A 14,080-nucleotide genomic window follows, 5' to 3' on the forward strand; every position below is an offset into this window, starting at 1 on the left:
ATTAAAGCTCTCCCTTCGCAGCGGCCATGATTTCAGCCTGACGTGATTTTTGCGGATTATTCTGCTTATGTTCTCTGATCATATCTAGGAACTGGTCAAACAAATAATTGTTATCCTGAGGACCTGGCGACGCCTCCGGGTGATATTGCACTGAGAAAGCCGGATATTTCTTATGTCTGACGCCTTCGATCGTTTTGTCGTTATTATTGATGTGTGTAATTTCCAATTCCGTACCGGCAATCGAGGATTCCTTCACCGCATAGCCGTGGTTCTGGGAGGTAATGTAGCATCTTCCCGTAGCTAGCTCCTTAACCGGGTGGTTACCGCCGCGATGGCCGAATTTCAGCTTCTCTGTATCTGCCCCGCAGGCCAGGGACAGCAGCTGATGCCCTAAGCAAATGCCGAAAATCGGATATTCGCCGAGCAGCTCAGCGATCATCTTCGCAGCATGAGGAACGTCCTTCGGATCGCCAGGGCCGTTCGACAGCTGAATGCCGTCTGGATTAAGCCGGCGAATCTCCTCAGCAGTCGTATTATGCGGTACGATAACCACATCGCAGCCGCGCTTGTTCAACTGGCGCAAAATTCCGTTCTTCGCCCCGAAATCGACGAGCACGATCCGCTCCTTCGTTCCTGGATTATGGTACAGGAATTTTGTCGAGGTGTTGGCTACTTGATTATGCAGCTCTTCAACCTTCACATCCGCCATCATCGCTTGTAGCTCCTCTACCGATTTGGCAGAAGTTGTGATGATTCCCTTCATCGTACCGTTCTGGCGGATTTTTCTCGTGAGCATGCGCGTATCGATATCTGAAATCCCTGGAATGCCGTGCTCTTTAAGTAAGTCGCCCAGACTGTATTCAGCGCGCCAATTGCTCGGAATCGGCTCGTAGCGGCGTACTACGAGTCCATGAATCGCTGGAACGAGCGACTCGAAGTCGTCTCTGGAGATGCCGTAGTTGCCGATCAGCGGATAAGTCATCGTCACGATTTGACCATAGTAGGAAGGATCCGATACGACTTCCTGATAACCTGTAACTCCCGTATTAAAAACGACCTCACCCGTGAATTCGCCCTCTGCCCCAAATGACTTTCCGGTAAACAGCGTGCCGTCCTCCAATAACAATCTTGCCTGCATTTCCCCGCACTCCTTTATGCTCGACTTTTGTATCTATATCAATAATTTATAAAAAAAGTTCTGCCTATGATGCCGTTACAATAAATTTATTGTTCCTGCCAGACTACTTTGCCGTTAACGATGGTCGTCACCGGCCAGCCTTTGAGCTTCCATCCGCCAAAAGGAGTATTGCGCCCCTTCGATGCGAACGTTTCCGGGTTAACCTCCTGTTCCTTATCGAGATCCACAATCGTCAAATCTCCAGGAGCTCCCGGTGCCAGTCTTCCGGCGGTTAACCCGAATACCCGTGCCGGATCTTCCGTCATGCGCTGAACGAGCAGGGACAGCTCCCATTTCCCCGTCAAGACGAACTTGGTATACAGGAGTGGAAAAGCCGTTTCGAAACCGACGATACCAAACGGCGCCAGCTGCATTCCCTTGGCCTTCTCATCTTCGCTATGCGGAGCATGGTCCGTTACGATCATGTCGATTGTCCCGTCCTCCAGCGCTTGAATACATGCCTCAACATCCCGGCGGGAACGAAGCGGCGGATTCATTTTCCAATTGGCATCAAGGCCCGGAATGTCCGTCTCTGCGAGCAGCAGGTGATGCGGACATACCTCCGCCGTCACGCGGATGCCGATCTCCTTCGCTTGCCGGATCAGGCGGATCGATTGCTCTGTGCTGACGTGGCACACATGATAGTGTACGCCTGTCGCCTCCGCAAGCAGGATGTCGCGCCCCACGTGAATCGCCTCGGATTCGTTCGGGATGCCTTTCAGGCCGTGGCGCTTCGCGAATTCCCCTTCATTGACCGGAGCCCCTTCCACGAGCGAGTTGTCCTCGCAGTGGGCGATAATCGGCATGTCCAGCGACTGGGCAAGCGCCATGGCGTCCTTCATCATTTGCGCGCTTTGTACGCCGACCCCATCATCCGTGAAGCCGATGGCTCCAGCTTCCTTCAGCGCTGCAAAGTCCGTCAGTTCGCGGCCAAGCTCGCTTTTCGTAATCGCAGCGTAAGGCAGGACGTTGACCAGTCCCGCTGCTTCAGCTTTGCTCTTCACCAGCTCGATCGTTTCCGGGGTGTCGATGACCGGGCGCGTGTTCGGCATACAGGCGATCGTCGTAAACCCGCCTTTGGCGGCCGACCTGGAGCCGGTTTCGATCGTTTCTTTATGCTCATAGCCCGGCTCTCGCAAGTGGACATGCATATCGATAAAACCTGGCGTTACCAGCTTGCCTCCCGCATCGATCGTCTGATCCGCAGGCCTTGATCCTTCACTTCCCGCCTCCGCAAGCTTCTCAATCACTCCATCGCTGATATAGATATCCTTTAGCTGAAGCTGGCCGTTTCCGTCCAGTACATTGGCATTCGTAATCTTGAGTAGCATAACTTACCTCCGCTCATTGAATTGCAATATTCCGTGCTAGGTTATCTGTTCTAATAAGCTGTTTAGCCAGCGAACAATACTAGTGCTTCATCGCCCGTTCCATAACTGCCATCCGGATCGGAACCCCATTCTCCATTTGCTTGAAAATGCGGGACTGTTGATGCTCCACGACGCTGTCGTCGATCTCTACGTTCCGGTTCACTGGTGCAGGATGCATGATAATCGCGTGCGGGGAGAGATTCCGTGCCCGCTCCTCCGTCATCCCGTAGTTTTGCCGGTACTCTACCGCGGAGTTCATGAATCCTCCTTCATGGCGCTCCAGCTGTACGCGGAGCATCATGACCACATCGCTGCTCATCGCCTCGTCGATGGTCACATAAGGAGCATGGCGTTCGAGCTCCGGAGCTTTCATGCTGTCCGGTGCGCAGAATTTCACCTGCGCTCCTAATTTCTGCAGCGCCCACAAATTCGAGCGTGCTACCCGGCTGTGCTTGATATCGCCGATAATGGATACCTTGAGTCCTTTCAGCTCGCCAAAATGTTTTCTCATCGTATATACGTCGAGCAGCGCTTGCGTCGGATGCTCATTGTTGCCGTCTCCGGCATTGATGAGCGGAATCGACACTTTCTCGGCGATCTCTTCCAAGACGCCGATTGGCTTGAGGCGGATAACTCCGGCATCGATGCCCATCGATTCCAGCGTGCGGACCGTATCGTAGATGGATTCGCCTTTCTCTACGCTGGACGAAGCCGCCGTAAAGTTCAGCACTTCGGCTCCCAGGCGTTTCTCGGCCATTTCGAAGGAGAATCGGGTTCGTGTGCTGTTCTCAAAAAACATGTTAGAGATGAAGCGGTCCTTCAAAATCGGAACTACCTTCTCCTTCTGGCTGTTCCAGTAAGCGGCCCGGTCAAGAATCCAGTTGATTTCTGCACCGCTTAAATCCTTTAATCCCAGCAGACTGCGCTCTTTCAATGCGGAAGCTGTCATCGCCATATCAGTTCTCCTCCCGATGGTGCAAAATCCGAACAACGTCGCTTCCGTCGATTTCCTGAAGCATAACCTCAATCTCTTCGGACTTGGAGGTTGGAACGTTCTTGCCGATGTAATCCGGCCGGATCGGAAGCTCCCGGTGCCCGCGGTCAGCAAGCACGGCAAGCTGGATGTTCTCGGGACGCCCGCAGTCCATAATCGCGTCCATTGCCGCGCGAATCGTGCGTCCCGTATAAAGAACGTCATCAAACAATATTACTTTTTTGCCATGTACCGGCAGGCTGAAGGTGTTGCTGTTCGTTCCTTCCGCCGTCTTGTTCCGGTCATCCCGGTAGAAGGTTACATCCAGCTCTCCCCATGGGATGCTTGCCCCTTCAATTTCTTCCAAGCGCTCGGCAAGCCGCTTCGCCAGGAAAACACCCCGCGTTTTGATGCCTGCAAGTACGCATCCTTCAATTCCCTTGTTTCGCTCCAATATTTCGTGCGCAATTCTGGTAAGTGCCCGCCGAATTGCAGTCTCATCCATAATGACATGTGTTTCAATGCTCATGGTATTGGCCTCCTAAGATGATAAATTCACCTGGTTCCGTGATAGCGCACAAAAAAACTCCTTGCCTGATACAGGCAAGGAGCCGTTAGCCACAGTAAATGACCATGACTATCATGCGGGTGAGTATCGGGAGATCACCGCACAAAAAAGCGCAGGTCTCCCCATAACAACCCATTCACGTTACCTTGCCAGCCTCACGGGACTGATTTAAAGGTGCTATTGATTTAAGTGAATTATGACAGAAAGCACCTTATCTTGTCAAGAAGGCAACCTAGAAAATATAGGATGAATATTTTGGAACGCGAAATGGATGGAAAAATGGCCTTGCATAGCCCATCGCGTTGTTTTTTATAATTATACATATAAACTAATAATTATACAATACTTTATACAATCGCCGTTAAAATACGAAAGAAATCCCTTCGAGGCGCCGTTTAATTTCCGCAATGACTCTTCGCTCTTCCTCAATTCCATCCGCCGCAAACGTCACCGAGAAGCGCACAAAAGCGCCGGCCTCGTCCCACGGTACCGTCGAAATCAACTTGTGGCGAATTAAATACTGCGAGAATTCCTCCGCTGATCCGAAAGCCTCTCCGCCCGCTATCCCCTTAGGTGCCTTTACGTATAGAAAAAAAGAACCCCGCGGCTTCTTCGCTTCGAAGCCAAGATCATTCAGCGCGCTTACAAGCAGCTCGTGCCGTCTTGAATACTTAGCAGCGATGGCCTCCGTTATTTCCGGCCTGGATAAAGCATAAGCGGCTGCCTTCTGAATCGCGATAAATTGCCCCGAATCGCAATTGTCCTTCACATCGCTGAACGCCTTGACGATGAGCGGGTTTCCGGCGACGAAGCCAATTCGCCAGCCCGTCATGTTATACGACTTGGATAAAGAGTGCAGCTCTACGCCGACGTCTTTGGCCCCCGGAACGAACAGGAAGCTCAGCGGCTTCTGCCTGTCGTACGTCAGAGCTGCATAAGGGGCATCATGAACGACGATGACATCGTATTTCTTAGCCCAGCAGACAACCTCGGCAAAAAAATCATAATTCGCACATGCGCCCGTCGGATTATTCGGATAATTTAAATAGAGCAGCTTTGCCCTCTGGGCAACCTCTTCTGGAATGGCTGCAAGAACGGGGAGAAAGCCATTCTCCTCCGTGAGTGGTACATGATATACTTCCCCGCCCAAATATTTCGTATGAGTTCCCAGTACCGGATACCCCGGAACCGTCATAATCGCGACATCTCCCGGGTTGATGAAGCAATAGGGGAGCATCGCCAGCGCCGGCTTGGAGCCGATTGAATGCACGATTTCTGTCGCCGGATCAATGCCCTCTACCCCGAACACATTCCCCAAATATTGTGCAGCGGCTTCCTTGAACTCAGCTATGCCATTATCGGCATAACCTCTGTTTTCCGGCTTGGCCGCCTCCGCCGCCAGCTTCCTCACGATAGCCTGATCGGCCATTTCGTCGGGCTCGCCTACGCCCAGATCAATCAATTCCAAATCAGGGAACTCAGCCCTGGCAGCAGCTTTTGCCCGTTTGATTTTCTCGAATTTATAGATTGCTGTATCCGTCCCGTAACGCGAGCCGCCAATTCTTTCTGCAAACTGCCGTTGAATATAAGTGTTTTTATTTGGTTCCGAATTTATTGTTTGTTCAGTCATGTTCATCCATCTCCTTCATCGGTCTATCGTTATATGATGCTTGAAGCCCGACGGCCATGGAATGGATAAATCGAGTTATCGTTTGCATTTTTTGCCCGTATAGGCGATGCAGAACAAAAAAAACCTTCTGACTTAAATCGGGCCCGCAAGCCTGATTTCTTGTCAAAAGGTGTGGATGTTATGAATATATGTTCAGCCGCTTTAAGCCGTATTCGGCGGCAATTTAGCGGCTTCGCAGCGAATGAAGCAAATCCATCATGTCCGCTGGCAGCGGAGCCGTAAATTCCTTATATTCGCTCGTAGAGGGATGTACAAATCCAAGAACTGCCGCATGAAGTGCTTGTCCATTGAATTTCGGTCCTTTGCTTCGCCCGTACATCGGATCGCCTACCAGCGGATGGCCGATAAACTTCATATGCACGCGAATTTGATGAGTTCTCCCAGTCTCCAGCTTCAGCTCCAGCAGCGTATAATCCCCAAAGCGCTCCATAACATGGAAATGGGTCACCGCATGCTTGCTGTTGCGATCGATGACGGTGTACATTTTACGGTCATGAGGGTCACGTCCGATGGGAGCATCCACGGTGCCCTGATCATGGCTCAGATTGCCATGAACGAGCGCCAAGTATCTCCGTGTCACCGAATGCTCCTTCAGCTGAGCCGCCAGCGAAGCATGGGATTTGTCGTTTTTCGCCGCCATGATCAGTCCTGATGTGTCCTTGTCAATCCGATGGACAATCCCCGGGCGCAGCTCGCCATTAATGCCTGACAAATCCTTGCAATGCGCCATCAGCGCATTGACTAGTGTACCGGAAGAATGCCCGGGAGCAGGATGGACGACCATTCCCCGCGGTTTGTTGACAACGATGACATCGCTGTCTTCATAGTAAATATCCAGCGGGATATCTTCCGGGACAATTTCTACGGACTCTGCCTCAGGGATTGTCAGCGTAATGCGGTCTCCTGCCGCGAGCTTGTAATTGGTCTTTACAGCTGTACCGTTAACCAGCACGGCTCCTTCTTCAATCCAAATTTGGATTTGCGTACGCGAGGTATCCTCGCCGAGCTGCTCCTTCACGAATTTATCGACGCGCACCTTGGCTGCCGCTTCGTCAATCAGCCATTCCATTTCGTTATCCTCTGTATTTTCGTAAGATGTCAATTCATTCATGTCTTATCCTCTTGCTCAGCCACAACAGCCGAGGCCTGCTTCTCCCGCTTCATTTCCAGGAACGAGTCCAGCACGATCATCCCGAAGCCGATCACAATCGAGGAATCAGCCACGTTAAAAATCGGGAACGTATAGCTACCGAAATTGAACTGCAGGAAATCGACAACTTCCCCGGTGAGCAGCCGATCCAGGAAATTGCCCAGCGTTCCGCCTAAAACGAGCGAAAGCGCGACAGGCAGCAATTTGTTGGAGGACTTTTTCACTTTTTGCAAATACCAAATAACGCCGATTACGACGATGACCGTGAATATGATAAAAAACCAGCGCTGGTTCTCCAAAATTCCAAAAGCCGCGCCACGGTTGCGATGCGAAGTGATCAGAAAGAAGTCTCCGATAATGGGAATTTGCTCCCCAATGGCCATACGCGTAGCTATCAAATACTTCGTACCCTGATCAACCAGGAAAATAATTAACGCTATCAAAAAATATATCATGCGGCAAAGTCACCTCGTTTTTCATTTCCCCCGCATCAGCCGGCGGTAGGATTAACCACATGCAAGCCCTGTATATTGTAGCACAGCAGGAATTAAGTCGTCCATGTAAGATAGTATTTTCCGTAGGTAAATCGTCGTACTTTGACGCAAAATAAAGCTATGAACAATGCCCATGCGACTATTCGGGCCGAAAGGAGACCTGACCTTATATGCCTCATCTTACCAAGCAGCTCCTCGCGGAGCTTGAAGCCCAGCTGCGCTCCGAGCAGCAGTCCATCGAAACCAAGCTGTCCGCCAATGACCATTACGGCTTAGAGGGGAGCGTCCGCGACAATACAAGCGAGCTTAGCACGATTGACAATCACCCTGGCGATATCGGGACAGAAGTGTTCGAACGCGGTAAAGACGTGGCTCTCACCAATCATGATGAGTTGCGGCTAACCCGCGTAAAGGACGCACTGGATCGGATGGCTGCAGGAAGCTACGGCTACTGCTTAACCTGCGACCAGCCGATTGATATCGAGCGGCTAAAAGCTCTGCCCGAGACGGCTTACTGCAAGGAACACAGTCCACAGTCCAAGGTATCAAGGGACCGGCCTGTAGAAGAGCTAGTTCTGTATCCGCCGTTCGGCCGAACGAGCCTGGATGAGCGCGCCGACGAGACCGAGTTTGACGGCGAGGACGCCTGGCAGATCGTCGAAAGCTACGGTACCTCGAACTCTCCAGCCATGGCGGAGGAGGACGAAGTCGATGATTACAATGATATGGAAATTGAAGCCAGCAACGAACTAGACGGATTCGTCGAACCGTACGAAAGCTTTGTTGCTACAGATATTTACGGCCGCAACGTCGTTTTTTACCGCAATGGCCAATACCGTAAGCATATGAGCGCCACGCAACATCTGGATAGCGAGGATTCGCTTGGCGACGGACCGAACAATTACTGATCCCGATTACTGAATTGGCTAAAATGTTTTAAGCTCCAGCTGGCGCTGTACGATCCGGACGATATCGGCGATATAATCCCCGATAATCGGCAGATTGAGCGCCCCCAGGATTTGCAGAATATAAATGATCGTAGCTGCAAAAAAAGTGAACCCGATCGCAATTCCGACGCCCCTGGCCATACCGGCCAGAACGTTGCGCCAGATGAGGCTCCATGGATGGTACAACAGCTCGGCATACTCAATGATCCGGGATTGCTCGAGCTGCTGCGCCCATCTCAGAGTCATGTCGTACATGACGTTTACTTTCTCTTCTGCTGTATCAGATAATTTATCATGGCCTGCTTCCGGTTTCTGCTGAGTCATATGGGCTATCCCATCCTTTACTGAAGGCGGCGCTAAGAAGCCAATTAGTTGAATTGAACGCAAACGAGCCAGGCTCCCTTGAATAAGGGAATAACCTGAGCTCGTTTGCGCTTGGGTTCTAGATATTATGACCTTCAGTCAGGGCTGCCATACAGCGATTAGCCCTTGATTTGGATTCCGATCTTCTTCGTGCCGAGATCCGCGATTTCAGCTTCGCCTTCTAGCTTGCCAAACGTTACATCTGTGATCAGGACGTTATCGCGGAGCACCTGTTCAAATGCCTCGATCGCGGCTTTCAGCTCATCGTCTACATCGAGAACCAGATGCACTCGCTTCTCAATCGGCAGATCCAGCTTCTTGCGGGTATCCTGAACGGCCCGAACGACCTCGCGCACCCAGCCCTCCTGCTCAAGCTCCGGCGTAATATCGGTGTTCAGTGCTACCGTAATGCCATAGCCTGATGCGGAAGCAAAGCCAGGCTTCGCCTGCTTGTCGATCAGCAGCTCATCCGACGTAATTTGCAGCTCTTCCCCTTCTGGAGAAGTAACATGGATTACTCCGCTTTCTACTGCCCGGCGGGTATCCTCTGGGGGCATTCCTTTTAGGAAGCCTTGCAGGAATCCTACGTTTTTGCCGTATTTCTTACCAGCGACTTTCAGGTTCAGCTTCAGTGTAAAATCGACGAATCCGCTGTCGCTTGTCTCCAGTTCAATTTGCTTGACGTTAATCTCGTCCTTGATAATTCCCTCGTATTCGCTCACCGCAAAATCATGATCCATCGAGACGATCAGGCTCGTCAGCGGCTGGCGTGTTTTGATTCCGGTCTCATTCCGCACGTTGCGGGCCAGTTCGACGATCTGACGCGCTGCCTCCATATCCTGCTCCAGCTTCTCGTCGATCAGCGCTTCGTCAGCCTTCGGATAATCATCCAAATGCACGCTCTCGCCACCGCCAAGATTCGTATAAATATCCTCTGCCAATAGCGGCGTGTATGGAGCCATCAGTTTGGAAAGCGTCAGCAGCACGTTGATTAGGGTCTGATATGCGGATACTTTATCCTCTCCGAGACCGCTGCCCCAGAAACGGTCGCGCGAACGGCGGATATACCAGTTGCTCAGCTCATCGATAAAGCCTTCGATCGCTTTGGCCGGGTTCAGGAAATCGTTCACGGCAAGCCCTTTGCTTACAACCTGGATCAAGCTATTCAGTCTGGATAGAATCCAGCGGTCCAGCTTGCTCTTCGAAGGGCGGAATTCATGCTCCTCCGGCTTGAATCCGTCGATTGCCGCATATAGCGTCAAGAAAGAGTGCGTGTTCACCAGCGTGTCCACGACCTTGGATTTCGCCTCAGCCACGATGCCCTTCGAGAATCGCTTGCTGTTCCATGGCGCGCTGTCGGACAGCAAGGCCCACCGGAAAGCATCCGCTCCGAATTCATTGATAATATCCCAAGGATCGATGACATTCCCTTTGGATTTAGACATCTTCTGTCCATTCTCGTCAAGAATATGCCCTGTCGAAATGACTGCCTTATAAGGTGCCTTGCCATTAAAGAGCGTCGATACAGCAAGCAAGCTGTAGAACCAGCCGCGCGTCTGGTCGATCCCTTCGCAAATCATATCGGCCGGGTACTGCTCCTCGAATACTTTTTGATCACCGAACGGGTAATGATACTGGGCGAACGGCATCGAGCCGCTATCGAACCAGACGTCGATTACCTCGGATGTGCGCTCCATGATTCCGCCGTCGCAGTGCGGGCAATGGAGCTTCACCTCATCCACGTAAGGCTTGTGCAGCTCAAGATCCTCGGATACATGACCAACGGCATGATCACGCAAATCCTTATGGCTCGAAGGAGCGTATTCGCCCTTACAGGAGCTGCACACCCAGACATTCAGCGGGGTGCCCCAATAACGGTTGCGGCTGATGTTCCAATCAACCAGATCCTCGAGGAACTTGCCAAAGCGGCCTTCGCGGATATGACCTGGATACCATTGCACATTATTGTTGTTGGCGATGAGCTGATCCTTGACCGCGGTCGTCTCAATAAACCAGCTCTCCATCGCATAGTAGAGCAGCGGCGATTTACAGCGCCAGCAGAATGGATAGCTGTGCTCGTATTTTTCTTTAGAATACAGCAGTCCTCGTTCCGAGAGCCATTTGACGATGTCGAGATCGCAGTCCTTCACGAAGCGGCCAGCAAATTCTGTCACCTCGTCCGTATAGCGTCCTTGCGAGTTGACGACGCTGACGAATTCTACCTTATTCTCGCGGCACACTCTATAGTCGTCTTCGCCATGAGCAGGGGCCATATGAACGATCCCTGTACCGCTCGCATCCGTGACGAAGTCTGCGCCAAGTATGACGAGTCCGTTCTCCGGCGAAACGTAGTTAAATGGCGGAGTATAGGATTTGCCAACAAGCTCGGCTCCCGTTAACGTGGACAAGATCTCGAATTCGCCTTTGAGCACGTCGTCCGCCAGATTTTTGGCAACGATATATACGCCGTCGTCCTGCTTCGCACGAACGTATTCCAATTCCGGATTTACGGCAAGGGCCACGTGCGAAGGCAGCGTCCAAGGCGTCGTCGTCCAGGCAAGCACATATTCGCCGCTGTCCTTAAGTTTGAACTTCGCCGTAGCGCTCAAATCCTTGACGTCTTCATAGCCTTGAGCAACCTCATGGGAGCTGAGCGTCGTTTGGCAGCACGGGCAGTACGGGCTTACGCGATGACCGCGGTACAGCAGCCCCTTCTGGTGAATGGTGGACAAAATATTCCACACGCTTTCGATATATGAATTTTGCAAGGTGATATACGGATTATCGAGATCAGTCCAGTAGGCGATCCCTTCCGTCAATTCACGCCATTGCTTCTCGTATTCGAACACGCTATCCTTACACTTCTTCACGAACTTCTCGACACCGTATTTCTCGATTTCCTGCTTGCCAGAAATACCGAGCTGCTTCTCGACGCCAAGCTCAACCGGCAATCCGTGTGTATCCCAGCCGGCTTTGCGGACCACGCGGTAGCCGTTCATCGTCTGATAACGGCCGATAAAGTCCTTGATTACACGGCCTAGAACGTGGCCGATATGCGGAGCGCCGTTTGCGGTAGGCGGACCTTCATAGAATACATAGTTCGGGCGGCCTTCACGGTTTTCCATGCTGCGTTTGAACGTATTTTCCTGCTTCCATTTGGCCAGGATACGCTGATCGCGGGCGCGCGCTGGTTCTTTGACATCTACTTTTCTCATTTTGTAGCGACTTCCTTTCAATGCATATTATTAGCTTTAAAATCTAACAGGCTGCAGCAACCTCTACAGGCAACAAAAAAAGCCCCGCCCCAAAAGGGACGAGACTCTTATCTCGCGTTACCACCCTTGTTCCATACTGCATCCCCTCCGGAACGCTCCGGCTCGGACAGCATGGCACTCTGATCCCATACGCTTCATATGGGGCCGGTATAACGGCCGGCAGCCGGATATAGCTTACGCTTTCCACGGCGGAAATCTCAGCTCATCTTCTCCGGGATGATATTCCGTCTGTGTCTTGAACGTTGACTCGCAGCAATTCGTCAACTCTCTGAGAACAAAACCACAGCGTACTGGTTCCCATCATCAAATCTATATACACAATTTAATATGTCTATAGTTATAACTTATGATGCCCCGCTCTGTCAACAAGGCAGACGTTTTAGTAAATCTCCTTAATTTCACGGTCGCGTTCACGGTCGCGATCCTCAAGCCGTTCACGGTCTTCAAGCGACTCCCAGCCATCGTGGCTGAGCAGATCGAGCTGGGCCTCGACCAGCGTACGGAACCGGGCGCGATAAATCGAAGCCTGCTTCTTCAGTTCCTCGACTTCCATCGCGATTTTGCGCGATTTCGCCAGCGATTCATTGACGATCCGATCGGCGTTCTTCTCAGCTTCCTTTACGATGAGCTGCGCTTCCTTCTTAGCGTTGTTCTTCACTTCATCCGCCGCTTCCTGCGCCACGATGATCGTCTTGCTGAGTGTTTCTTCAATATTTGCAAAATGATCCAACCGCTCCTGCACGGCCAGCAGCTGGCTCTGGAGCTCCTTATTCTCTCGGATCACGATCTCGTAATCCTTGATCACCTGATCAAGAAATTCATTGACTTCATCTTCATCGTAACCGCGAATACGTCTGGAGAATTCTTTATTATGTATATCCAGCGGCGTTAATGGCATGTTGCGCACCTCCTAGAAAATTCGAAGCTTCTGTTAAATAGAAGCATTACAGCACAAGTGTTGTTGTTAAATTCGACAGGAATCCCCGAACTCCTGCAAAGCCTTCACACAAATTTACCAATTCGGACACGGTGTCTGCCCTTTTTCGTCATGCCGTCCGCCTCCAACACCTTGAATCTGCCGAATCCTTGGAGCGCTACAATGTCGCCTGGTTTTAACGGTTTGGACGGATCCTCCTCCGTCTTCCAGTTCACCCGGCAGCGGCCCGCCCTGATTGGCACGACGATTTTGCTCCGGCTCAAACGGAACACGTCGCTTGCGACCCCGTCCAAACGTAAAGAAGCCACCGTGATATCCAGCGGCTCCAGCACAGCGTCTGCCGTTCTAAGCGCCTCGAGTCCCAGCACCTCGGTCGCCACGCTCACCCGGTGCACCTGGCGCAAATTCATATCCAAAAAGGCGGAGATTTCCTCGGCCACAATGACATGGCATCCGTCTTCGCGGACATGAATGTCGCCGATTTTATCCCTTTTGAGCCCGAGCCCCAAAATGGCTCCCAAATAATCGCCGTGCTGAAGCGAAGCCAGTTTCTGGTCATCCGACGTGATGCTGAGCACCTTCATGTTCATCGGCTCCGCCTCAATTTCCCGGTAATCGGGTGCGATCAGCGCCCGCTTCCGTTCCGCCTCCGGGAACCCGCCATCCAACCGGATACGGACATCGGCATGGCGATTCGCCAGGCTCTCCACGATGTGGCAATGCCGCGGGTCAAGGAAGTCGCTCAATTTCGCTTCATGATAATCCCCTGCATTCACAACCCACTCCCAGGCCCGGTCAACGAACGGGCGCTCTTCCGGGAGAAAATGTTCATGGATGTTAGACCGCATACGCTACCGTTACCCCAGCACGTAGCTCAGCACGCCAATCAAGCCGAAAACGGCCATCCGCAGTACGAAAATAGCGACGATCGGCGAAATGTCGATCATACCCATAATCGGCGGAATAAAGCGTCTGAACGGGGCCAAAAAGGGCTCGACCACCTTGCCAAGCAGTTCTCCAATAAAGCTCTCACGGGCGTTTGGCACCCATGACATCAAAATATAAATCAAAATCATGTAAAAATATATATCATGCAGCGTCCAAATCAAGCGATAAATATCAAATCCCAAGCTGCC

Annotated in this window: 13 protein-coding genes and 1 other annotated feature; of the genes, 1 reads left to right on the top strand and 12 read right to left on the bottom strand. The window is 51.8% G+C overall.

Annotated features, from left to right (window positions below; all coding sequences use genetic code 11):
• Window position 1: 1 nt before the first annotated feature.
• From carA to lspA, 7 genes are all read right to left on the bottom strand, one after another.
• Window positions 2-1,138 carry a glutamine-hydrolyzing carbamoyl-phosphate synthase small subunit gene (gene carA, locus MKX50_RS16515; RefSeq protein ID WP_213590283.1) on the bottom strand — a complete coding sequence of 379 codons (1,137 nt, stop codon included), beginning with the start codon at window positions 1,136-1,138 and terminating at the stop codon, window positions 2-4.
• An 86-nt stretch (window positions 1,139-1,224) separates the two neighbouring features.
• Window positions 1,225-2,508 (bottom strand): dihydroorotase, encoded by a 1,284-nt coding sequence (locus MKX50_RS16520; protein WP_339157387.1) that lies wholly within the window; start codon window positions 2,506-2,508, stop codon window positions 1,225-1,227.
• A 79-nt stretch (window positions 2,509-2,587) separates the two neighbouring features.
• A complete protein-coding gene (locus MKX50_RS16525) occupies window positions 2,588-3,502 on the bottom strand; it encodes an aspartate carbamoyltransferase catalytic subunit (RefSeq protein WP_213590278.1) in 915 nt (304 codons plus the stop codon).
• Window position 3,503: 1 nt separating this feature from the next.
• The gene (pyrR, locus tag MKX50_RS16530; protein WP_213590276.1) at window positions 3,504-4,049 is read right to left on the bottom strand and encodes a bifunctional pyr operon transcriptional regulator/uracil phosphoribosyltransferase PyrR; all 546 of its coding nucleotides are present in this window, start codon (window positions 4,047-4,049) and stop codon (window positions 3,504-3,506) included.
• A 400-nt stretch (window positions 4,050-4,449) separates the two neighbouring features.
• Window positions 4,450-5,703: an LL-diaminopimelate aminotransferase gene (locus MKX50_RS16535; protein ID WP_339160159.1), complete on the bottom strand. Its 1,254-nt coding sequence runs from the start codon at window positions 5,701-5,703 to the stop codon at window positions 4,450-4,452.
• Between the two features lie 238 nt (window positions 5,704-5,941).
• Window positions 5,942-6,889, bottom strand: coding sequence for an RluA family pseudouridine synthase (locus MKX50_RS16540; protein WP_213590274.1), 948 nt, complete (start codon window positions 6,887-6,889; stop codon window positions 5,942-5,944).
• Window positions 6,886-7,383, bottom strand: a complete 498-nt coding sequence (gene lspA, locus MKX50_RS16545; protein WP_155610376.1) for a signal peptidase II — start codon at window positions 7,381-7,383, stop codon at window positions 6,886-6,888. Before lspA ends, MKX50_RS16540 begins: the two co-directional genes overlap by 4 nt.
• A 209-nt stretch (window positions 7,384-7,592) precedes the next feature.
• Here lspA and MKX50_RS16550 point away from each other — a divergent pair, with 209 nt between their 5' ends.
• On the top strand, window positions 7,593-8,330 hold the full coding sequence (locus MKX50_RS16550) for a TraR/DksA C4-type zinc finger protein (protein WP_213590272.1): 738 nt from the start codon (window positions 7,593-7,595) through the stop codon (window positions 8,328-8,330).
• Window positions 8,331-8,348: 18 nt separating this feature from the next.
• Here the strand turns inward: MKX50_RS16550 and MKX50_RS16555 are convergent, their stop codons facing one another.
• The 5 genes from MKX50_RS16555 to MKX50_RS16575 all read right to left on the bottom strand — a co-directional run bounded on the left by MKX50_RS16555 (window position 8,349) and on the right by MKX50_RS16575 (window position 14,074).
• Window positions 8,349-8,693, bottom strand: coding sequence for a DUF5665 domain-containing protein (locus MKX50_RS16555; protein ID WP_213590270.1), 345 nt, complete (start codon window positions 8,691-8,693; stop codon window positions 8,349-8,351).
• Window positions 8,694-8,851: 158 nt separating this feature from the next.
• On the bottom strand, window positions 8,852-11,947 hold the full coding sequence (gene ileS, locus MKX50_RS16560) for an isoleucine--tRNA ligase (RefSeq protein WP_213590268.1): 3,096 nt from the start codon (window positions 11,945-11,947) through the stop codon (window positions 8,852-8,854).
• Window positions 11,948-12,038: 91 nt separating this feature from the next.
• Window positions 12,039-12,320, bottom strand: a binding site (T-box leader).
• Between the two features lie 66 nt (window positions 12,321-12,386).
• On the bottom strand, window positions 12,387-12,905 hold the full coding sequence (locus MKX50_RS16565; protein WP_213590266.1) for a DivIVA domain-containing protein: 519 nt from the start codon (window positions 12,903-12,905) through the stop codon (window positions 12,387-12,389).
• Window positions 12,906-13,009: 104 nt separating this feature from the next.
• Window positions 13,010-13,792, bottom strand: coding sequence for a YlmH/Sll1252 family protein (locus MKX50_RS16570; protein ID WP_339157388.1), 783 nt, complete (start codon window positions 13,790-13,792; stop codon window positions 13,010-13,012).
• Between the two features lie 9 nt (window positions 13,793-13,801).
• Window positions 13,802-14,074, bottom strand: a complete 273-nt coding sequence (locus MKX50_RS16575) for a YggT family protein (RefSeq protein ID WP_155610382.1) — start codon at window positions 14,072-14,074, stop codon at window positions 13,802-13,804.
• Window positions 14,075-14,080: the final 6 nt, after the last annotated feature.

The sequence above is a fragment of the Paenibacillus sp. FSL W8-0186 genome, from assembly GCF_037969765.1.
Taxonomy (GTDB): Bacteria; Bacillota; Bacilli; order Paenibacillales; family Paenibacillaceae; genus Fontibacillus; species Fontibacillus woosongensis.